General features: G+C 72.7%; 16 protein-coding genes and 1 tRNA gene. 4 read left to right on the plus strand and 13 right to left on the minus strand.

The genetic code is table 11. The features are described 5' to 3' along the window. Positions 1–10 precede the first annotated feature (10 nt). Positions 11–2323, plus strand: coding sequence for a bifunctional metallophosphatase/5'-nucleotidase (locus tag OVA28_RS17865; protein ID WP_268097929.1), 2313 nt, complete (start codon positions 11–13; stop codon positions 2321–2323). A 328-nt stretch (positions 2324–2651) separates the two neighbouring features. Here the strand turns inward: OVA28_RS17865 and OVA28_RS17870 are convergent, their stop codons facing one another. The 3 genes from OVA28_RS17870 to efeU are packed head-to-tail and all read right to left on the minus strand — an operon-like array spanning position 2652 to position 6731. Then, complete coding sequence (locus OVA28_RS17870; protein ID WP_268097930.1) at positions 2652–3929, minus strand: Dyp-type peroxidase; 1278 nt, start codon at positions 3927–3929, stop codon at positions 2652–2654. Next, a complete protein-coding gene (gene efeO / locus OVA28_RS17875; protein WP_268097932.1) occupies positions 3926–5152 on the minus strand; it encodes an iron uptake system protein EfeO in 1227 nt (408 codons plus the stop codon). Before efeO ends, OVA28_RS17870 begins: the two co-directional genes overlap by 4 nt. Further along, positions 5139–6731 carry an iron uptake transporter permease EfeU gene (gene efeU / locus OVA28_RS17880; protein ID WP_268097933.1) on the minus strand — a complete coding sequence of 531 codons (1593 nt, stop codon included), beginning with the start codon at positions 6729–6731 and terminating at the stop codon, positions 5139–5141. The genes efeO and efeU overlap by 14 nt, the downstream gene beginning before the upstream one ends. A gap of 69 nt (positions 6732–6800) precedes the next feature. On the opposite strand from efeU, the gene OVA28_RS17885 reads away from it, so the two are divergent. Together OVA28_RS17885 and OVA28_RS17890 are read left to right on the plus strand one after the other, a co-directional pair. Beyond that, positions 6801–7577, plus strand: coding sequence for a trimeric intracellular cation channel family protein (locus OVA28_RS17885; RefSeq protein WP_194661684.1), 777 nt, complete (start codon positions 6801–6803; stop codon positions 7575–7577). Positions 7578–7875: 298 nt separating this feature from the next. Further along, positions 7876–8481 (plus strand): TetR/AcrR family transcriptional regulator, encoded by a 606-nt coding sequence (locus OVA28_RS17890; protein WP_268097934.1) that lies wholly within the window; start codon positions 7876–7878, stop codon positions 8479–8481. Positions 8482–8973: 492 nt separating this feature from the next. On the opposite strand, the gene OVA28_RS17895 is transcribed toward OVA28_RS17890, so the two are convergent. The 4 genes from OVA28_RS17895 to OVA28_RS17910 form a co-directional block, all read right to left on the minus strand. Continuing rightward, positions 8974–11337 carry a transglutaminase family protein gene (locus OVA28_RS17895; RefSeq protein ID WP_268097935.1) on the minus strand — a complete coding sequence of 788 codons (2364 nt, stop codon included), beginning with the start codon at positions 11335–11337 and terminating at the stop codon, positions 8974–8976. Then, the gene (locus tag OVA28_RS17900) at positions 11334–12350 is read right to left on the minus strand and encodes a DUF58 domain-containing protein (protein ID WP_268097936.1); all 1017 of its coding nucleotides are present in this window, start codon (positions 12348–12350) and stop codon (positions 11334–11336) included. Before OVA28_RS17900 ends, OVA28_RS17895 begins: the two co-directional genes overlap by 4 nt. Positions 12351–12642: 292 nt before the next feature. Beyond that, entirely contained in the window at positions 12643–13668 is a 1026-nt protein-coding gene (locus OVA28_RS17905; protein WP_194661680.1) for an AAA family ATPase, read from the minus strand. Between the two features lie 146 nt (positions 13669–13814). Next, positions 13815–14822: a glycosyl hydrolase family 18 protein gene (locus OVA28_RS17910; RefSeq protein ID WP_268097937.1), complete on the minus strand. Its 1008-nt coding sequence runs from the start codon at positions 14820–14822 to the stop codon at positions 13815–13817. Between the two features lie 169 nt (positions 14823–14991). On the opposite strand from OVA28_RS17910, the gene OVA28_RS17915 reads away from it, so the two are divergent. Continuing rightward, positions 14992–15300, plus strand: coding sequence for a hypothetical protein (locus tag OVA28_RS17915; RefSeq protein WP_268097938.1), 309 nt, complete (start codon positions 14992–14994; stop codon positions 15298–15300). Positions 15301–15373: 73 nt separating this feature from the next. Here OVA28_RS17915 and OVA28_RS17920 read toward each other — a convergent pair. The 6 genes from OVA28_RS17920 to OVA28_RS17945 form a co-directional block, all read right to left on the minus strand. Then, positions 15374–15462: transfer RNA gene (locus OVA28_RS17920), tRNA-Ser, on the minus strand. 322 nt (positions 15463–15784) lie between these two features. Further along, positions 15785–17125 carry an LCP family protein gene (locus OVA28_RS17925; protein WP_268097939.1) on the minus strand — a complete coding sequence of 447 codons (1341 nt, stop codon included), beginning with the start codon at positions 17123–17125 and terminating at the stop codon, positions 15785–15787. 109 nt (positions 17126–17234) lie between these two features. Further along, positions 17235–18338, minus strand: coding sequence for an LCP family protein (locus OVA28_RS17930; protein ID WP_268097940.1), 1104 nt, complete (start codon positions 18336–18338; stop codon positions 17235–17237). Next, positions 18338–18517, minus strand: coding sequence for a hypothetical protein (locus OVA28_RS17935; RefSeq protein WP_268097941.1), 180 nt, complete (start codon positions 18515–18517; stop codon positions 18338–18340). The genes OVA28_RS17930 and OVA28_RS17935 overlap by 1 nt, the downstream gene beginning before the upstream one ends. 180 nt (positions 18518–18697) lie before the next feature. Further along, positions 18698–19435: a GntR family transcriptional regulator gene (locus tag OVA28_RS17940; protein WP_268097942.1), complete on the minus strand. Its 738-nt coding sequence runs from the start codon at positions 19433–19435 to the stop codon at positions 18698–18700. 202 nt (positions 19436–19637) lie between these two features. Next, the gene (locus OVA28_RS17945) at positions 19638–21101 is read right to left on the minus strand and encodes an MFS transporter (RefSeq protein ID WP_194661674.1); all 1464 of its coding nucleotides are present in this window, start codon (positions 21099–21101) and stop codon (positions 19638–19640) included. Positions 21102–21127 lie beyond the last annotated feature (26 nt).

The following is a 21127-nucleotide window of genomic DNA, read 5'->3' on the forward strand; positions in this document are numbered from 1 at the left end:
TTCGACGGCGATGAACGCACACTCCTCCCTCCGCAAGCGCGCTGCCCGTTCGGGCGCAGCACTCGTCACGGCCGGTGTCCTCGTCGCCCTGTCCGTCCCGTCGGTGGCCTCCGCCGCCGAGGGCGACACGACGATCGACGTCTACGACGTGAACGACTTCCACGGCCGCATCGCCCAGTCCCTGAGCACGCCGCCCCGCTCCGGCGACGCCGCCGGTGCCGCGGTGCTCGCCGGCGCCCTCGACCAGCTCCGGGGCGACGACCCCTCCACCTCCGCGTTCGTGAGCGCCGGCGACAACATCGGCGCCTCCACGTTCGAGTCCTTCATCCAGCAGGACCAGCCCACGATCGACGTCCTCAACGCGATGGACCTCTCGGTGAGCGCGATCGGCAACCACGAGCTCGACAAGGGCCGCGCCGACCTGCAGGACCGCGTGATCGGGCCGGATGACGCCCGCAACGCGCAGTGGGACTACGTCTCCGCGAACATCCTCGACCGGGCGACGGGCGAGCCCGCGTTCGACCCGTACTCGATCCAGGAGATCAGCGGCAAGCGCGTCGGCTTCATCGGCGCGACCGTCGACCTCACCGGACTCGTCAGCCCCGACGGCATCGCGTCGCTCGAGATGGCCGACATCACCGACTCGGTGAACGCCGTCGCGACCGACCTGCTCGACGGCGACGCGGCGAACGGCGAGGCCGACGTCCTGGTCCTCATCGTCCACGACGGTGCCGAGACCGCCGCCGCGAGCGACCTCGACGGCGACAGCGCCTTCGCGCGGGCCGTGCACGGCGTGACCCCCGACGTGTCCGCCATCCTCTCCGGGCACACGCACCAGACCTACGTGCACGACGTCGTGCCGGACGGCGGCACGGTCCCCCGCCCGGTGATCCAGACCGGGTCGTACGGCTTCAACCTCGGGCACCTCCAGCTCACCGTCGCCGCCGACGGCAGCGTCACCGCGACCGGCGAGGACATCCGCCTGGTCGACGGCACCTTCGCCCCCGACGCCGGCGTGGCCGCGACGGTCGCCGCCGCGGTGGCCGAGGCCGACGTCCTCGGCGCCGTGGAGCTCGGCACCACCGACGTCGACATGCGCCGCGCGGTGCAGACCGACGGCAGCGAGAACCGTGGCGGCGAGTCCACGCTCGGCAACTTCGTCGCCGAGGTCCAGCGCACCGCCACCGCGGACCGCCAGGGGTCCCAGATCGCGTTCATGAACCCCGGTGGGCTCCGCGCCGACCTCCTCGGTGGCACCGTCACCTACAAGGAGGCCGCCCTCGTCCAGCCGTTCGCGAACACCCTCGTCGTGCTCGACCTGACCGGCGCGCAGGTCGAGCAGGCGCTCGAGCAGCAGTGGCAGCCCCCGTCGGCCACCGGTCGTCCGTTCCTGAAGCTCGGCGTCTCCGACGGCTTCGCGTACACCTACAACCCCGCAGCCGCGACGGGCTCCCGCATCACCTCGATGACGCTCGACGGTGCCGCGATCGACCCCGCGACGACGTACAAGGTCACGGTGAACTCGTTCCTGGCATCGGGTGGCGACAACTTCACCGCCTTCGCGGGTGCCGCCGCCAAGCAGGACAGCGGCACGGTCGACCTCGAGGCGCAGGTCGAGTACTTCGAGACGAACCGCGACGTGACCGTGGCCGACGACCAGCGTTCGGTCGGTGCCACCATCACGCCGACCCCGGCCGGTGGCTTCCAGCCCGGTGACCGCGTGTCCCTGGCGCTCTCCTCGCTGCTGTTCAGCAACGCGGCCGACCAGCCCACCTCGGTGCAGGTCAGTGCCGGCGACCAGGTGCTCGCCACGGCGGACATCGACCCGGCGGTCGTCGACACCACCGACGAGCAGGGTCGTGCGACGCTGGCGTTCGACGTGCCGACGGCCGTCGCGCCGGCGGCCCGTGCGGCTGCCGACACGACCGACAAGCCCCTCGTGGTGACCGTCGGCGCGACGCGCATCGCCCTGCCGGTCACGATCCCGCTCGCCGTGGCCGTCGACCCGACCGACCCGACCGACCCGGGGACCCCGGGTGGCCCGGGGACGGATCCGACGGACCCGGGGACCGACCCCGGCGCTCCGGGCACCCCGGCCGACCCGGGTGCTCCGGGTGCTCCAGGTGCTCCAGGTGCTCCGGGCGTCGACCCCGTGGTCGAGCACGGCGCGGGCCCGGGTGCCCAGGGCGCCCCGACCGCAGCCGACGGTTCGCTGGCGTACACCGGCGCCGAGCTCCTGGCGCCCGCGGCTGCCGCTGGGCTGCTGCTCCTCGCCGGCATCACCGCCATGGTGATCGCCCGCCGCCGGCGCCTGCAGCGCTGACCCGGACGGGGGTGTCTCGCTGACCCGGACTGCTCCGGTGCACAGCGGGACACCCCCGTTCGCATGACCCCGGTGTCCCCGGCGCTCGCGCCCCGACGCGTGCCGGACACCCCCTGTGTTTTCAGGGCTCCGGCGGGTAATCTCAGCCCTGTCGCACAGCGACGCGCCGCGCCGGGTCGCCTCTCACGTCGGACGGTGGTTCCGCCCGACAAGACTCCGCGGCGCGGGTGTCCTCCGTCTCCAGGGAAACGACGGAGGACACCCTTCCACTTCCTGGTCGTGACGGATCCGAGAAGTCAGTCCCGGCAGCGCGGCAGCGCGAAAGACCTCAGCGGAACAGCTGCTCGCCGATGTACGACCCCTTCCGGGGCGCCGGCGGCACCGCGAACACCGCGGACCCGATGTGGGCGACGTAGTCGTTCAGCCGGTCGACCGCGCCCAGGCGTCGCTGGATCCGCGTGAAGTGGTCCGGGTCGTTGACGTACGCGGCGAAGAGCAGCCCGGCGTCGAGCTGGCCGTACCGGTTCAGCCCGTCCGTGTAGTTGTACGGGCGCCGGAGGATCTTCACCCCGTCGTTGTTCTCGTGCGCGGCGAGTGCCACGTGCGAGGTGGCGTCGATCTTCGTCGCGCCGGACGCGCCCGCCATCCGCGCGTGGAAGTCCGGCGTCGTGTGCTCCGTGCCACCGGACAGGGGCGCGCCTTCGATCTTCGTCCGCCCGAACACCCGCTGCTGGTCACTGACCACGTCGGCGTCCCAGATCTCGATGTTCATCTGGATCTTCCGCACGACCTGGTACGTCCCGCCCGCCATCCACCCCGCGGAACGGTCGAGCCACACGAAGCGGTCGTAGTCCTCATCGGTGGTGATGTTGCGGGTGCCGTCCTTGAAGCCCATCAGGTTGCGCGGGGTCGTCTGCGACGGGCCGGCCGACGCACGACCGAACCCCATCACGGTCCACCGCACGGTCGCGGTCCCCCGGGCGATGCGGGCCAGGTCCCGGACGGCGTGGTACGCCACCTGCGGGTCGTCGGCGCACGCCTGCAGGGACAGGTCGCCCCCGCTCAGCTCGTCCTGCAGCCGGTCGCTCGGCAGCGCGGGGATGTCCGCGAGCTTCGCCGGGCGCTGCGACGCCAGCCCGAACCGCTCGTCGAAGACCCCGGGGCCGAGGCCGACCGTCACGGTGAGCGACGCCGGCCCGAGGTCGAGCGCCTCGCCGGTGTCCGCACCGACGCCGTTGCCGTGTGCGGGCTCGACGGAGCCCACGGTCGCGCCGGCCTGGAGCTGCGCGATCGACGCCGACCAGCGCGCGAGCAGCACCTGCAGGTCCGTGGCGACCGAGGTCGACAGGTCGAAGGTCATGAACACGCAGTACCGCTGCGGGACCGTGCGGATCCCGCCCTGCGGCTGCCGTGCCGCCGTCGCGTAGGACGGGTGGCTCGTCGACAGGTCGATGGACGCGTCGCCGTTCGTCGCCGCCGCGAACGGGTTCACGCCCGTCGCGCCGGTGGCGCCCGCGATGCCGGCGGCCGCTCCGACGCCCGCGCCCGCGCCCGCTGCAGCGAGCCCGACGCCGATGAGTCCCCGCCGGGAGACGCCCTCGCTCACGCGGTGGCGACCTTCTCGGCCAGGCGGGACAGCGGGTCCTGCAGTGCCTGCACACGCTGCGAGATCGCGTTGGCGTGCTCGGACTTCGTCGCGTCGGTCCAGCTGTCGAACCCGCCGAGGTCGTCCGCGTTCCGGAAGCCGTCCATCATCGTGTTCGTCGTGTCGAACTGCGCCGCGATCTGCTTCGTCAGCGTCGGGTCGGTCTTCGTCAGGCCCGGCTTGAGGTAGGCGAAGGCCTGTCGTGCGCCCTCGACGTTGGCGGCCAGGTCGACGAGGTCGATGTGGCTGTAGGCCTCTTCCTCGCCGGTGATCTTGTTCGACTGGACCTCCTCGAGCAGGCCGGCGGCGCCGTTGGCGAGGTCCTCGGGCTTGTAGTCGAGCGTCGGCACGAGCTTCGCGAGGAGCTCGACGTTCGTCGTCAGGTCGCCGGCCAGGTCCTTCGTCGAGGCGGTGATCGCGCCCCTCTCGAACAGGTCGCGCTCGACGGCGTGGAACCCGCTCCACCCGACGGCCGGGTCGAGGTTCGACGCCCGCATGTCGATGAGGTAGTCGAGGTTGCCGGCGTTGTCGGTGGCCTTGAAGCCCTTCTTCACGAAGCCGTCGACGTCGCTCTCGACGTGCTCGTAGTACGGCCGCGCCTCGGCGTAGTCACGCTTGGCGGCGTCGAGGTCACCGGCGTCGACGTCGGTCTGCAGCTGCTTCACCGCGGTCACCATGTCGCTGACCTGCGCGTCCACGTACTTCGAGTAGCCGGTGGCGCCGTCCTCCAGCAGCGACGCCGCACTGCTGCCCTTGGTCGAGGTGACCTTGCCGGTGACGGTGAGGTCGGTCATCTCCTGCTCGGCGCCGGGGCAGTACACCTGGTACTTCCCGCCGCCGAGGGTGCTCGTGAACGAGACCGGGGCGAGGCCCGGCGCGAGGTTCTCCTTCTCGCCGAAGATCCGCTGGTCCTGCAGCAGCTCGACCTCGGTGATCGCGGTGGACGACTCGTTCTTGACCGTGAAGGTCACGGGGCCTGCCGGCACCTTCGTGGTGGACACGGCGCACGCGTCCGAGCCGTCGTTCGTCAGGGTGATCGACACCCGGGCGACCTTGCCGGAGTCGGTGGCGTCGTCCGTCGCGGACGAGGAAGTGGACGCGCACCCGGTGAGGGCGAGTGCGGCCACGGCGCCGAGGGCGCCCAGGGTGATCAGGGGTCGTGCGGTCTGCTTACCGAACGGCATGGGCGGTGCTCCTTGTCGGGTCCCCGGCGGGCGGGCCGCGGGCGGGGACGGGTGGTGCGGGGTGGTGGGGAACAGGGGTCGCCAGGCGGCGACGGTCACGGACTGCGAGGGCGAGCTGGGCCGCGGCGGCGACGCCCAGGGCGATCGGCAGCCAGGCGCCCCAGAGCGCCAGCTCCGCGGACCGGGTGTCGGCTGCCGTCACTGCCGTGGCGCTCGCCCGGACGCGGGACGTCGGCACCGCGTACACGCTGCGGTCGAGCGTCGTCGTGCGAGCGGACGGGAGGCCCCCACCGCTCAGCGTGAGCACGGACCGTTCCGAGCTGGTCGCGTCCAGGACGCCACCCCCGGCGCTCCAGAGGGTGACGGTCTGCGACGTGGACCAGCGGGCCCGGAACGGCCCCGGGTTGGTCGACGGGGAGATACCGACGGGCACGCGGCCGAACAGGCCGACCAGGTCGTCGAGCGTCAGGCTCGACGGTTCACCGCTGGTGCCGCCGCTCGTGGTGGAGCGCCAGCGGTCGGCGGTCGCACCAGCGCGGGTCACGGTGCGGTGGGTCGACGCCGGGAAGTCGACCCGGGCCTCCTGGCCGTGGCCTCGGCTGGTGAGCACGGCGCTCGCCCCGTGGACCTCCGCCGAGACGGACGTGGCGTCACCGGAGACCGGGACGGTCGAGGGGAGGTGGGCGCCACCGGTCGGGACGGCGACCGCGAGCGCCGCTGCGGCGACGGCGAGCACGGCGGCGACGCCGAGGCACACGGCCGGGACGCGCCGCGGAGCCGGACGCCAGGCGCGCGGCCAGATCGAGAGCGCCAGGACGGGCACGACGTAGCAGAACCAGGCGAGCACCTCGATGACGCGCGGGTCCGGCGGGATGCCGAGCACACCGGTGACGAGGGCGCCCTGCACCGAGCCGTTCGGGGCGAGCCAGCTGAGGTCGACGGTGCGCTGCTGGCCGATGACGACCCAGCCGGCCTCGTGCGCACGACGGAGGACCGTGAGGACCAGGCCACCGGCGACGAACACCAGGAAGACGCCCGTGCCGGTGAAGAACTTCGCGAGGTTCAGCCGCACGCCGCCGGTGTAGATGCCGTAGCCGACCACGACCGCCGCGGCGATGCCGATGACGGCACCGAGGGCCGCGAGCCCGGTGTCGCTCGACGCCTGGAAGGTGGCGAGGAGGAAGACGGAGGTCTCGAAGCCCTCCTTGAGGACGGCGAGGAAGGCCATGCCGGCGAGGGCCCACGCGGTGCCGCGGCCGAGGGCGGCGGTGGCGCTGGCCTCGAGGTCGCTGCTCAGCGTGCGCGCGTGGGTGCGCATCCAGACGATCATCCCGGTGACGAAGACGACGGCGACGATGCCGATGACCGCCTCCATGCCCTCCTGCTGGGCCTGCGGGAGCGCCTGCTCGACGGCCTGCAGCCCGACGCCGACCCCGATGCTCATCAGCACGGCGACGCCGACACCGAGCCACATCGGTGCGAGCGGCACCCGGTTGCGGCGCAGGAACGCGGCGATGATGCCGACGATGAGCGTGGCTTCGAGGCCTTCACGGAGACCGATGACGAGTGTGGCGAGCATGACGAAGGCAAGGTTAGCCTTACCTCACTGCTCCCGTCGAGCGCGTCGGCGTGGGGTTTGATGGTTCTCATGAACCTGCTCTCGGTCGACGGCCTCGCCGCGGTGACGAACGTGCTCGACCTCGCCGGGGTCTTCGCGTCGGCGCTGCTGGGCGGCGCGGTGGCCCGGTCGATGGACTTCGACCTGTTCGGGTTCCTCGTCGTCGGGTTCGTGTCGGGCCTCGGCGGCGGCATGCTCCGCGACGTCCTGCTGCAGAACGGACCGCCCGTCGCGCTCACCGACCCGCTCTACGTGCCGGTCGCCGTGGCCGGGGCCCTCGTCGCGTTCCTCGTGTCGTTCTCCGAGCGCGGGTGGGACCGCCTGTTCACCTTCCTCGACGCCGCCGTCATCGGGTTCTGGGCGGTGGTCGGGGTCCAGCGCACCTTCGACGCCGGGCTGGAGTGGCCAGCCGCGATCATCATGGGGACGATCACCGCGGTCGGGGGCGGGGTCGGACGTGACCTGCTGCTGCGACGCGTGCCGGCGGTGTTCGGCGGCAACGCCCTGTACGCCTCGGTCGCGGTCGCAGCGTCCGCCGTGATGGTCGGCGCCTCCGCGCTGGGGTCCCCGACGATCGGCATCGTCGCCGCCGTCGTGCTCTCGCTGCTGCTGCGCTGGGGTGCCGTGCGGTGGGGCTGGGGCCTGCCGAACGGCCGTGACTGGCAGCCGCAGTCGACCCTGGCGTCGCTGCTCCGTCGGGGACGCGGACTGCGACCGGACGCCGTGCGGTTGCTGCGTCGCCCCGGGCGGCGGAACGGCACCGGCCGGGCGCGCACGGACGAGGACACGCCGACACCCGAACACTGAAGGCTTGTCACGTACCGCCCGGTCGGCGTACCATCGATACCGCCGGGGATCGAGTTCTCCGGCGCACCTCGCCCCGGCCACGCAGCCGTGGTCGAGTACCGGCACGACCCGAACGTGGCGGTACCGACCTCCGACTCGTCGTCCGGGGTGTGCAGCCAACGGGGGCTCCACCGCGCCGCGCGCGATCAGACGCGCGGTGCGGGAGGTCCCCGAGGCCGCACCGCTCGCGCCATGATGGACGTGTTCCACCAGCAGATCGGCCCGGCCGGATCTCCGGGCTCCGTCGAACCAGGACCAGATGAGCGACGAAGACGGCCCCGCCACCACCAGGACCCCGCGCGCCGAGGTCCGTGCGCGGTTGCTCGCAGCCGGAGCGGACGCGATCGCTGAACACGGCGTGCACGAGGCCCGGCTCGACGACGTCGCCGCCCGTGCCGGGTTCAGCAAGGGCGCGGTCTACTCGAACTTCTCCTCGAAGGAGGACCTCGTCGCGCAGGTCATGCAGCGCGCGACGAACCTGGTGCTCGGCGCCCTGGAGGACCTGGTCGACGCCGACATCCCGGCGGCGGACATCGGGGACGTCGTCCGTGCCGCGTTCGGCCGACACGACCAGAGCGCCCAGTTCGCGCTGCTGTCGGAGTTCCGCGGGTACGCCCTGCGGCACCCGGAGTCCATGCCCGAGTTCGTCCGTCAGCGCCGGGTGCTGCAGGACGGCGTCGCACGGCTGGTGCGGCTGTGGTTCGGCGCGCACCCGGAGATCGACCCGGGGATGCCGCTCGACACCTTCACGACGCTGCTCATCGCGGCGAACGTCGGCACCGTGTTCGACGCCCCGGCGCTCGACGACGTGAACCCGGGCGAGGTCGTCGCCACCCTCGTCGAGGCGGTCATCCGGCGCCGTTGATCCTGGCGGCCGGCTGTCTGGCGGCCGGCTGCCTGCCGGCTGCCGCCTGCCGCCTGCCGCCTGCCCGCGCGGTTGTCCGCCGCGCCAGCCCCATGCCGCTCGAGCTCGCACCGTGCACGCTCCCCGTCCCGTGCGAGGTCGACCACGTCGTGCGGGCCGCCAGCGGCGCACCGGGTGGCCGACCTCGCACCAGGCGCGAGTGCCCCGTGTGGCACCGCCTGCGCGGACGGTTCCCACTTCGCTCGGTGACGGATCCGGTTCGCGACGCCCGGGTTCTGCGAACCGGATTCGTCATCGTCGCGAACGGGAACCGGTGTCCGACGCTCGTCAGCGCTCCGGCCCGGCGGCACCCCGCGGCGGGACGGCCGAGCACCGTGCGCGCTCCCCGCCCGGTGCGAGGTCGATCGCCCCGTGCGGGCCGGCAGCCGCGCACCGGGTGGTCAACCTCGCACCGGGCGCCTCCGACCGACGGCGCTGAGCCGGGCGGCGGCGCTACGCGGTGCGGCGGCGGCGCCCCTCGTGCGACCAGGTCGACGCGGGCATCAGGCTCGGCGGGAGCAGCCGCGACCGGACCCGCTGCGGCAGCCGGACCGACGCGTCGAGGGCGACCCGGGCCTCCCGGAGGGTGGCGACGAGCGCTGCCCCGTCGACCGCACCCGACGGCGCGTAGCGCTCCTGGTCGACCGCGTCGACGACCCGCTCGAGGAGCGGCAGCACCGCCCCGGGCACGCTGGACCGCAGGCGACCGAGGACGGCCCGCGCCGTCCGTGCCGCAGCCGAGGCGTCGCCGGCGTCAGCGACCCCGGGCGCGTAGCCGTGGTCGGCGACGTCGTCCAGGAGTTCGCGCCACGCGGTCACCGCCGGCGCACGGCCCGCGGCGACGGCACCGAGGCGGGAGCGTCGGCGCGCCGCCCGGACGAACCCGGGAGCGAGCAGGACGGCCGCGGCGATGAGGATGCCGAGCACGATGCCCCACGGGCCGTTCCCCCCGGAGCCCGGACCGCCGGAGGCGCCGGCTTCGGCCGAGGCACTCGGGGTGGGGCTCGCCGATGCCGTCGGCGTGGCCTGGTCACTCGGTGCGGGCAGCGGGGTCTCGGGGTTCGCTGCAGTCGGGCTGGCAGAGGGCTGCGGGGCGGAGGTGGCGGCCTCGTCCGAGTCCGGCGTCGGCTCGAAGGCCACCCAGCCGGCGCCCTTGATGTACAGCTCCGGCCAGGAGTGCAGCTGCCGGTTCGACACCGTGTACTCGCCGTCGACCGCGGTGCCGCCGGCCCGGTACCCGACCGCGATGCGTGAGGGGATGCCGAGCGTGCGGGCCATCACGGCCATGGCGGAGGAGAAGTGCACGCAGTACCCCTGGCGGACCTGCAGGAACTTCGCGACGACGTCCATGCTGTCGCCGTCGTAGCCCTGCTCGACCGGGGCCGTCTCGGAGTACGTGAACAGGTCGCTGCGGAACCACTGCTCGAGCGACCGGGCCTTGTCGTAGTCCGTCGCCCCGCTGCCGGCCACCCGGTCGGCGGTGGTCCTGATGCTCTTCGGCAGGTCCTTCGGCAGCGTCCGGTCCGCGCGGAGCTCACCGCCGGACGGGGTGGGCCACCCGCGGCCGTCGAACGCTGCGAGCCGACCGGAGGCGTTCACCGCGTCGAGGTACGCGTTCGCGAAGGTCGAGGCGCCGTACACCTCGTACGTGGCACCGCGGCGGGTGGAGGGGCCGGTCGAGCGCACCGTGTTCGAGCCGTTCATCCACCGCCACTGGTCGAGCTCGAGGTTCGTCGACTTCGACTCGATCGACACCGCACCGGACGGCACCGGCAGGTAGTTGCTCGACAGGCCGGTGATCTGCACGGTGACGTCACCGCGGCTGGCGAGCCTGGGGTTCACCCCGACGGCCCACTGCTGCTGGTCGGCGGTCGGTGCGTTGCTGACGTCGGTCGCCGACGGCACCCAGTCGCCCGTCCCGAACTCGTCGAGGTCGGCGAGCTTGAGGTACTCGGGCTGTCCGTCGGAGGTGCGGTACCGGAAGACCTCGAGCTCGTTCGGCCGGCGGAGGTCCTGGCCGAGGTTGAGCAGCGTGCCGGGGCGCCCCGGCAGGATCGGCGACTGGATCGCCCCCGTGACGTTGGACAGCCAGCTCGCGTTCAGCGGCACGACGGACGGCAGGCCCACGGCGATGACGAGGGCGAGGGCGCCGACCACCGTCGCCGGGAGCGCCCGCTGCACCGGACGGACCGACAGCCAGAGCAGGGCGAGGAACGCCAGCCCGACGGGCACCACCAGGCCGGTGGGCGCCGGGGTACCGGTGACGACGCCCGGCACGATGAGGATCACGAGCGCAGGGGCAGCGGCGAGGGCGGCCGCGGGGGCGATCGTCGCCAGGAACAGTGACGTCGCCGCGACCCAGGCGATCGCCACAATCACGACCAGGCGGATCGGGTCGGTCTGCGGCAGCGGCGCGGGGTTCAGCCGGATCGCGGCGATGGTCTGCCCGAGGGCGCCGTCGCCGTCCAGCCACCCGAGCGGTTGGATGTCGTTGACCAGGGCGGCCACGCACGAGGTCGCGACGAGCGTCGTGACGAGGGCGATGAACCGGACGCCCGCGGGTCGTCGCCGCACCGAGAGCATGACGCCGACGAGCACGACGACGATGACCAGGGCGGAGGTCCACCAGGCGACGCCCTGCACGAGCGGTCGGAACGCCAGCGCGGCGATCATCACCGGCACGGGTGCCAGTGCGACGACCGCGGCCGCGGGGGCCGGGCGGTCGTCGGCGCGGTCGAGGATCGCGCGCACGTCGGCCCGTCGGTCGGAGCCCCTGGCGTCGGGGCGACCGCCCGGTCGGACGTCCTGCGCGGTCATCGGGTCGCCCCGGTCCGAGCAACAGGCACGACGATGGTGCGCCACCCGCCGCGGTCGAGGATCCCGCGGACCACCGGGTCCGGCGGCACGATCGTGGCGAGGATGCCGCGGCTGGAGCCGTTCGTCGAGGCGACGAGGGCCGATGCCTGTTCCGCCGTGCAGTGCCCGGTCACGACGGCAGCCATGCCGTGGACGTCACGGCCGCGGACGTCGGGCAGCACGTCGGTGAGCGCGCGGGCGTCGCTGCGGACCCGGACGTCGGCGAGTCCGACGAGCACGTCGGTGAGCCCGCCGGCGTCCCCGGTGTGCCGGGTGACGGTGTCGTCGGTGACGAGCACGACACGGGAGGTCCTGGCGGCGAGTGCGCGTGCGACGCTCGCCGCGACGACGACGGCGTGCTCGAAGGCGGCGTCCCCGCCCAGGTCCGACAGCTCGGCGAGGTCGTCGCGGCCGAGGTCCTGGTACGACGAACGGCGGAGGTCGAGGGCGATGACGGCCTCGGGCGGCTGCGCCTGGGCGGTCTGGCGGACGTGCAGCTCACCACGGCGGGCACTCTGCGCCCAGTGCACGCGGCGGATCGGGTCGCCCGGGCGGTACGGACGGAGTTCGCTGTCGTCCGCCGACCCGCCCTGGCCGACACGGCCCTCGTCCGCGGACACGGCACCGGCGAGCGCGCCGGTGTCCAGCGCCGAGAGCGCGGTCGACGCGGGGACGACCACCACTTCTTCTGCGGGGACGACCGGGCGGTCGATGCGGAGCAGGCCGAACGGGTCCTCGACGCGGATCGTCACCGGGCCGACCAGGCTGCGACCGCGGTGCATCGCCAGGGCCTCGACGTCGAACACGGCTGGCGGCACCGACGGGCCGACCTGCACGTAGGCCTCGGCCTCGGACACGCTCGCGAAGGAGTCCTCGAGCTGTTCCCGCACCAGGAGCGTCGACCGTGGGCCGATCGGGACCGAGGTGCCGCGCAGGGTGATCCGCTCGCGGTACACCTCGCCGACCTGCACCATCGCCCGCGGCGCGGTCCGGCTCCCCGGAGCGGTGCCGCCACCAGGAACGCCATCGCGACGCCGAGCACCACGAGGACGAGCAGCAGCAGCCCCGCGGACACCGCGACGCTCGTGGTCGCGACGAGTCCGCCGCCGATCAGCCCGATGCCGACGGCGATGACCGTCCAGCCACGGGCGGTCGGCCGCGGGAACGGGGTGCGCCGGAGCATCGACGCACCGCGCCGTGTCCACCGCGCGAGCACCGACTGTGCGGCACCCGCACGGCGAGCGAGCGGTGAGGACGCCTGGGACATCAGGACCGGACGGGCGCCGCGGTGAAGGGCACTGACGTCTCGGAGACGATGCGCACGACGATCTCGCGGGCGGTGTCCTCGGTCGAGCCGCCGAGGCCGCGGGCGACGGGGACGAGCCGGTGGGCCAGCACGACCGGTGCGAGTTCCGCGACGTCGTCCGGCGTGACGAACGGCCGGCCGAGCAGCGCCGCGTGGGCGCGGGCTGCCTGGGCGAGGTGGAGCGTGGCCCGCGGGCTGGCGCCGAGCACCAGGTCCGGGTGGGTGCGCGTCGCGCGGGTGATCTCGATGATGTAGGCCTCGACGTCCGGGGAGATGTGGACCGCGTGCACCGCGGCCGTCATCGCGCGGAGGGTGTCGACGTCGACGATGGGACGCACGGACTCGAGGGGGTCGCTGCCGCCTCGGTTCGAGAGCATGCGCCGTTCGGCGTCGACGCTCGGGTACCCCATCGCGATGCGCGCCATGAAGCGGTCGCGCTGGGCTTCGGGCAGCGGGTAGGTGCCCTCCATGTCCACGGGGTTCTGCGTCGCGACGATCATGAACGGCGAGTCGAGCTGCCGGGTGACGCCGTCGACCGTGACCTGGGACTCGGCCATGGCCTCGAGCAGGGCGGACTGGGTCTTCGGGCTCGTGCGGTTGATCTCATCTCCGATGACGACGTTCGCGAAGACGGGGCCGGGCGAGAACCGGAAGGTGCCGGACGACTGGTCGAAGATGTTCACCCCGGTGACGTCGGACGGCAGCATGTCCGAGGTGAACTGGATGCGGTTCACGGACCCACCCACCGAGGCGCCGAGGGCCTTCGCGAGGACGGTCTTGCCGACGCCGGGGACGTCCTCGACCAGCAGGTGCCCCTGCGCGAGCATCACCGTCAGTGCCGTGCGGATCGCGTCCGTCTTGCCGTCGACGACGGTGGCGACGGCCGACATGATCGCGGCGCCGGCGTCACGCACCCGGTCGACAGGGAAGGCGAGGTCGGGGGAATCCGGCACGCAGGTCTCCTCGGAGTTGGGATGTCCGCGCATGCTACATCGGCCCGGTGACAGGGACCGGGGGATGTGTCACCGACTCGCGGATCGCGGATGGGTGCCGGACTGGAGGCCCGGATCACCCGCGCGGACCGGCTGCGGTGACCCGCGCCTCCCGTCCGGAGAGCGCGGTCCGCGCGCCCTCAGCGGGGCAGCGCCATCGTGTTCAGCGACCACATCGCGACGCCGTGCAGCCGGAGCTGCCGGGCCAGTGCCGTCCGCGCGTGGAAGGACCGGGCGTCCGACCAGTGCAGGACGCGCCCGTCGTCGAGTCGTGCCGACCACTCGCCGTCGCGGTCGGACCACCGCGCGCGCTCCCCCGCCGCCCGCGCAGCCGCGGCGGGTGTGAGCTGCGCGTCCGCGACACCGCCGCCCCAGCCGTAGCCGTACCCGGCGATGCCGAGGTCGATCGTCGACGACCGCACCCCCTGACGCTCCGCCGCCCGCACCACCGCTGTCGCCCACGGGAGTGCGCCGACCGTGCCCGCGCTGCTCCACGGGCCGTGCTGGTCGTAGGTCATGAGCACGAAACGGTCGACGTGCCGCATCAGCCCGCGGAGGTCGTAGCCGGTGTCGCGGAACCCGGCGGCGTCGGTCGATGCCATCACGGCCATCGACACCGACGCCTCCGACCCGAGCCGTCCACGCACCGCGGACCGCACCGCCGCGGCGAACGCGACCAGCCCCGGCCGGTCGCGGGCCCGCAGCGACTCGAGGTCGATCTGCACGCCGTCCATCCCGGTGCGTGCCGCCAGGCGTGCGACGCCGTCCGCGACCCGCTCCCGGTTGTCCGCCGAGCCGAGCAGCGCCGTCCCGATGCGCGGCGAGAAGTCCCCGATCGCCGAGGAGTAGTTGCTCACCAGGAGCTCCGTGGTGGCCCCGCGACCGGACGCCGTCCTCGCCAGTGCCGCGGTGCCCTCGGGCGGTGGGTTCAGCCCCCGACCGTCCTCGGCGATCGTGACGCCGTCGATGCCGATCGTCGTGACGTGCGGCGCTGCGGCCGACACCCGCGAGGTCGCAGCTCCGCCGGGTTCGGCGTAGGCCTCGACCGCGAGCGCGTGACCGGTCCGGGCATTGGCGACCAGGGTGCCGCCGAGCACGACGGCGACGAGGACGACGGCGGAGGACACCAGGACAGCGCGGCGGGACACGTCGTCACGGTAGCGGGGCCCGCGCGGTGTCTGTCGGCTGGCGCGATGTCGGTCGCCTGTGTGTCGTGGATGTGCGGCGACTACCGTCAGTGCCAGGTGACCCAGGACCTCGGCCGCCGGAACGATCTCATCGTCCGCAGCCCGACCGGAAGCCCCTCATGCAGTCACCGTGCACACGCACTCGCAGGCACGTCGTCCCCGTCGGGACCATGACGGCACCGATGCGCTGCGGTCGCTCCTCCTGGTCCTCGCCGAGGTGCACCCGATGAGCCTCCGCGACGGCATCCTGTGGACCGAGACCGACGACGGCCGCTGGGAGGGTTCCTCGGGGCCGGACCTGGTCGGCGTGGTGTCGTGGTCGGACCGGTACTCGGTGCACTCCACGGGTGGCGAGGTCAACGGCCAGCACAGCACGCTCGACAGTGCGAAGGCGCAGCTCGAGGGCTGGATGCGCTGGATCGACTCGACCGCGGGCTGAGCTGCCCCTCGGACACGGAAACGCCCCCGTCATCGTGACGGGGGCGTTTCGTCGTGCGGGTCGTGCTCAAGTGCGGAGACGGAGGGATTTGAACCCTCGGTCCCCTAAGGGGGACTCCACCTTAGCAGGGTGGTGCACTCGGCCGAACTATGCGACGTCTCCATGCGCCCTCGCGGACGCACACACCACCATACAGGAGGACGCGGGCCCGCTCGACCCCACGTGCTGAGCCGGAATCCGCACCGCAACGGCCGGTCCCCCGAAGTGGGGACGCACTGGGCTTGTCGGGCCGTACCCCGGTGGTTAGTCTCGACCCGACGCGGCATCACATTCCGGGGCTCGTCCCCGTCGTCGCGACACAGCACGCAGCATCACCCCTCGACCCGGCACGGCTCGCCCGTGTCCGGCACCCGTCGGGGCGTGACCGGAGCGGGGACGTGGCCCAGGCCGTGTCCCCGCTTCCGCGTTCCGGGGCGGGTACGCGCTACGAGCCGAAGGCCTTCGAGCAGGTCTGCTGCGCGGCGGACTGCCCCTGTAGGCCGTCGAGGGTGTCGGTCGTGGCGGGAGCTGACGGCGTGCCGGAGGCCACCGGGGACGCGGGTGTTGCTGGAGTCGAGGCCGCTGGCGTCTGCGCGGCCGGGGGCTGCACGGTCGGGGTCGGAGTGGCGGGGGCCGGGGCGGCCGGGCTCGGGGCGGCCGGGGCCGACTCGGAACCGATCCCCGTGCTGCCCGCGCCCAGGGAGAACGACTCGTCCGCCTTGATCCGGGCGAAGAGCTCGTCGGCCAGCTCGGTCGTCGGCTGCACCTTGCCCTCGTAGACACCCGTGCCGCCGGTCGTCCCCGGGTACTGCACGAAGTTGACCCGGTCGAGCGGCAGGTCCTGCAGCGCCCGACCCATGCCGACCAGGGTGCGCGGGTCGTTCAGGCTCTCCGAGAGCTGCATGTTCGACGCCGCGGCGCGGGCGAGCTTGTAGAGCGTCGTCGGCGAGGTCAGGGTGCTGTTCGCCTTCACGGTGCGGAGCAGCGAGGACAGGAAGACCTGTTGGCTCGAGATGCGCCCGAGGTCCGACCCGTCGCCGACGCCGTGACGGGTGCGCAGGAACTCGAGCGCCTGCGACCCCTGCAGCGTCGTCGTCCCCGCCGGCAGGTCGAGGCCGGTGTAGCGGTCGTGGATCGGCGAGGCGACACAGACCGGCACGCCGCCGATGGCGTTCGACATCTCGATGACGCCGTTGAACGACACGGCCGCCGAGTACTGCACGTCGAGGCCGGTGAGCCCCTGCACGGTCTGCACCACGCAGTTCAGGCCACCCTCGCCCCATGCCTCGTTGACGGGCTCCGCCGTCATGGCCGGCGTCGAACCGGACCCGTCGGGCTTCGCGCAGGCCGGGATCGGCGTGACCAGGTCCCGCGGGATGCTGACGGCGGTGGCGTTCGTGTGGTTCGCGGACACGTGCAGCAGGATGTTGACGTCGTTGAGGGTCGCGTCACGCTCCCCGTACTGGGTGCCCTGCTCGGGGTCGTTGTCGGTGCCGACGACGAGCATCGTGAACCCGCCGTCGAAGGCACTGAGCGTCGGACCGTCCTGCTGCTGCGGCCGGGGCATCGCGGACTGCCCCTGGATGCGCACGCCCTCACCGAAGTCGTCGGTGACCTGCTTCGCCGCGATCGCCGCGACGGACGCCGTGCTGACGAGTGCGACGGCCACGACTCCGGCGAGCACCTTGACGGCGGTGCCGACCGGCTGGTGGCGACGGAGGCGTCCGTGTCGGGCGATCCCGGCCACCCGGTTGAGGCGGTGGGATCGGTCGCGGACGTCGTTCACGGGCACTCCTGTCGTCGGCGGACTCGGCAACCGGGACAGCCTGGCACAGGCCAGCCTTGCGGTTCCGTGAGCGTCGGCCTCGTCCGCGACGGTGCTCCGTCCTGCCGGGTCACCCGCCGGCGGCCACCGCGCAGGTCTTCTGGGCCGCGGTCTGTCCGGTGACGCCGGACATCTCGCGCGGCGTCGCCGACGGGGTCGATGCGGCACGGGGAGCCGTCGCGGTGCGCTCCGACGGCGCCGGCGCAGAAGCCTTGGCGTCCGTCTCGGCGGCGGGGGTCTCCTCGGTCGCACCGCGTCCCGTGGCACCGGCGTCCAGGCTGAACGGACGGTCAGCACGCACCGCGCGGATCAGGCGGTCGGCGGTCGCCCGGTCGGGGACGACCTTGCCCGGGAAGGCGGGGTCGTCCACGCTGCCCGGGTACTGCACGAAGGTGATGTCACCGAGGTCGATGCCCTCGAAGGCGCGGGCGATGTCGACCATCGTCGAGGGCTTCGCGAGCGAGGTCGACAGGGTGATGTTCTGCGACGCGGCCTTCGCCAGGCCGTAGAGCTTCGCCGGGTCGCCGAGCGTGCCCTCGTGCTTGACCTTGCGGAGCAACGAGGACAGGAACTGCTGCAGGCTCGAGATCCGCGAGAGGTCGCTGCCGTCGCCGACACCGTGTCGGTCCCGGAGGAACGCGAGCGCGGTCTTCCCGGAGACGGTGTGCTCCCCCGCAGCGAGCTGCAGCCCGGTGTACGGGTCGTCGACCGCGTCGGTGACGCAGACCGGCACGCCGCCGACGGCGTCCGACATCCGGATCACCCCGGCGAAGCTGACCTGGGCCGCGTAGGGCACGTCCATGCCGGTCGCGTGCTCGATCGTCGAGACGACGCAGTCCATCCCGCCGCGGCCGTACGCCTGGTTGAGCGGGGTGTCCTGCACCGCTGGCGCACCGCTGCACGCCGGCTGGTCGAGGACCAGGTCGCGCGGGAAGCTGATCGCGACCGCGTGGGTGTGGTCGGCGGAGACGTGCAGCAGCACGTTCGAGTCGTTGAGCGTGGCACCGCGGTCGCCGTACGCGGCCCCCTGGGTCGGGTCGTTGTCCGCGCCGATCGCCAGCACGTTGAAGGCGCCCTCGGTCGACGCCGCACCGCTGCCGACGTCGACCGCACGCTGCTGGAACCCGTGGCCCACGTCGTAGGCCGCGTAGGCCGACAGCGACGTGGCGCTCATCACGGCGACCGCTGCCGCGATGCCGACGCCGCTGACCAGCCGACTGACGCCGAGGTCACGTTGACCCCGGCCGTGGCGGGCTCCGCTGACGCGGAACCCGGGCCGGAGACGACGGACGGGCGGCGTCTCGGGTCGAGGACGTCGTCGAAGGCGGACTGTGGACCGTCGGGATCGGTCACGGGTGGGCTCCCTCCGAGCGGCCCCGGGCACGGCCACTCGCCGGGGGACGATACCCGAGCGGGTGCTCGCGGCCAGGGACCCGGGTCGGCTCGGCGTGCCTCGTTCGGGGGCCACGGTGGACGCCCGCCGGTCACGACCTGCGGCGACCCCACCAGGGCCTTCCGCCGGGGATCACGGCGTCATGCGGACTCCGCTGCTCGGAACCGGTCCGGGAGGGCGATCAGGCACTCCCCGAGCGCTCGGACCGCCTTGGCGCAGTCGTCGAGGTCGTCCCGCACGGCCGCCGCCCGCGCACGCTCGACCAGGTCGAGGCGGTGGCGTCGGTCGACCACGGCGTCGATGCCGTTCGCCGCGGCGACGTCGTCCGTGTAGAACATGTCGAGCACCGGACGCTGCGTCGCCAGCCAGTCGGCACTGACAGTGGCGCCGGACCGCCGGAGCAGCCAGGACCCGAGCTCGACGAAGGCCCCTGCCTCGGTCATGCAGTCGCGGATCCAGAACGGGTCGAAGCGTTCGGCGGACCGCGAGCCGGGCATCGGCGGAGCGGCGAGCATCGTGCACCCGAGCCGGATGCGCTCCTGCATCTGGTCGAGCGACCAGTGCGCGATGACCACCCCGACGTACCGCTGCACCGACACGAGCCGGAGCGACTCGAGCGGGACCAGGGCTTCCCGCACGGGCGTCCGGGAGACCCGCATGTCGTCCGCGATGGCGTCGAGGCGGAGGCGCTGCCCCCGCCGGTACTCCCCCCGGAGGATCCGGTCGAGCAGCCAGGTGAAGACCGCGTCCCGCAGCAGACTGCGCCGCACCCCGAGCGGATCGGGGCCGCCCAGCCCCGACATCGCTGCGCGGTCCGTCTGCGGCCCCCGCGGGTGCGGTCGCGGGGAGGGCGCAGTCACCGTGTCGTCGTACCCCATGGAGCCACCATCACGCACGGCGGCCACCGCCGGGGGTGGTCCGTCGTGACCGGTGGACGAGTCCGCCGATCGTCGCCCTGTGGAGGGCACGGTGTCCGTCCTGCATCACTGCACTCCCGCCGTCGTGGACCCCCGGCGGGGGTCGATGAGGAGAGCGTTGCAGGATCGATCGTCAGTCGCTAAACATTCCGGATATCGCCGGTCAGCGCTTCGCGTCCTCCTTCTTCACGATGACCGAGAGCGGCTGCGTGACGTCCTCGAGGCCCTTGCGGGCGGCGTCCACGCCGAAGATCAACGCGACGACGCCGCCGATGATCATGATCCCCGCGCCGAGCAGGTAGCCCCAGAAGAGCGGCTCGCGGGACGACCCGTCACCGATGAGTGCGCCGTAGATGAGCGGTGCGATCGCGCCGAAGACCTGGGCCAGCGCGAAGAAGTACGAGATCGCCTGCGACCGGAGCTCGAGCGGGAAGATCTCACTGACGGTCAGGTACGCGCTCGACGCACCCGCCGAGGCGAAGAAGAACGAGATGCACCAGAAGACGACCTGCACGGTGGCGGTGATGGCGTCGGCCTGGAACAGGAACGCCGACACGGCGAGCACCAGACCGGAGATCAGGTACGTGCTGAAGATCATCTGCCGACGACCCCACGTGTCGAACAGCCGCCCGAGCAGGATCGGTCCGAGCAGGTTGCCGATCGCGAAGGGGAAGAAGTAGACGGCCGTCTCCGACGTCTTCAGCCCGAAGAAGTTCGTCAGCACCAGTGCGTACGTGAAGAAGATCGCGTTGTAGAGGAACGCCTGCGTGATCATCATCGTGGCGCCGACCAGCGTGCGCGTCGGGTACTGCTGGAACAGCACCTTGACGATCGTCGTGAAGCTGACCTTGTCCATCGGCGTGACGGTCATGGCCTTGGAGTCGTCCACCTTCTCCAGCGGCTTGCCGGACTCCCGCTCGACCTCGGCCTCGATCCGGGAGACCGTCGCGTCGGCCTCCTCCTCGCGACCATGGGTCATCAGCCACCGTGGACTCTCGGGGATGTGCCGGCGCAGGAAGATGATCGCGATGCCGAGCACCGGGCCGAGGAAGAACCCGATCCGCCACCCGATGTTCTCCGCGAAGTGCGCGGTGTCGAGCAGGTAGATGTTCGCGAACGCGCCCAGTGCGGCGCCGCCCCAGTAGGTGCCGTTGATCGCGATGTCGACGTGCCCGCGGTACTTCGCGGGGATCAGCTCGTCGATCGCCGAGTTGATCGCCGCGTACTCGCCACCGATGCCGAGGCCCGCGACGAAGCGGAAGACGGCGAGGAACCACCAGTCCTGCGCGAAGCCGGCGATGCCCGAGCCGATCAGGTAGATGGCGAGCGTCAGGATGAAGAGCTTGCGACGACCGAGCCGGTCCGACAACCGCCCGAAGACGACCGCGCCGACGACCTGTCCGATCAGGTACACGGTGCCGAGCGACGTCACCTGCTGCGTGGAGAGGTTCAGGTCCGCCTGGAACCCGGCGTTCGAGACGATCTGGATCTCCAGTCCGTCGAGGATCCAGGAGATGCCGAGTCCCACCACGACGCTCCAGTGGAACCGTGTCCACGGCAGTCGGTCCATCCGTGCCGGGACCAGGCTCCTGACCTGGCCGTCCTGCAGTCCGCTCGCGCTCGTCATCGCGGTTGCTCCTCACCCGCCGGGCC

Source organism: Curtobacterium sp. SL109 (genome assembly GCF_026672405.1).
In the GTDB taxonomy this organism is placed as follows: Bacteria; Actinomycetota; Actinomycetes; order Actinomycetales; family Microbacteriaceae; genus Curtobacterium.

Excerpts from the sequence above, each read along its gene's own strand:
- OVA28_RS17865 (WP_268097929.1), top strand. The coding sequence starts at position 11 with ATGAACGCACACTCCTCCCTCCGCAAGCGCGCTGCCCGTTCGGGCGCA.
- efeO (WP_268097932.1), bottom strand. The coding sequence starts at position 5,152 with ATGCCGTTCGGTAAGCAGACCGCACGACCCCTGATCACCCTGGGCGCC.
- OVA28_RS17905 (WP_194661680.1), bottom strand. The coding sequence starts at position 13,668 with ATGCGCGGACATCCCAACTCCGAGGAGACCTGCGTGCCGGATTCCCCC.
- OVA28_RS17885 (WP_194661684.1), top strand. The coding sequence starts at position 6,801 with ATGAACCTGCTCTCGGTCGACGGCCTCGCCGCGGTGACGAACGTGCTC.
- efeU (WP_268097933.1), bottom strand. The coding sequence starts at position 6,731 with ATGCTCGCCACACTCGTCATCGGTCTCCGTGAAGGCCTCGAAGCCACG.
- OVA28_RS17895 (WP_268097935.1), bottom strand. The coding sequence starts at position 11,337 with ATGACCGCGCAGGACGTCCGACCGGGCGGTCGCCCCGACGCCAGGGGC.
- OVA28_RS17940 (WP_268097942.1), bottom strand. The coding sequence starts at position 19,435 with ATGGGGTACGACGACACGGTGACTGCGCCCTCCCCGCGACCGCACCCG.
- OVA28_RS17930 (WP_268097940.1), bottom strand. The coding sequence starts at position 18,338 with ATGAGCGCCACGTCGCTGTCGGCCTACGCGGCCTACGACGTGGGCCAC.
- OVA28_RS17945 (WP_194661674.1), bottom strand. The coding sequence starts at position 21,101 with ATGACGAGCGCGAGCGGACTGCAGGACGGCCAGGTCAGGAGCCTGGTC.
- OVA28_RS17900 (WP_268097936.1), bottom strand. The coding sequence starts at position 12,350 with ATGGTGCAGGTCGGCGAGGTGTACCGCGAGCGGATCACCCTGCGCGGC.
- OVA28_RS17890 (WP_268097934.1), top strand. The coding sequence starts at position 7,876 with ATGAGCGACGAAGACGGCCCCGCCACCACCAGGACCCCGCGCGCCGAG.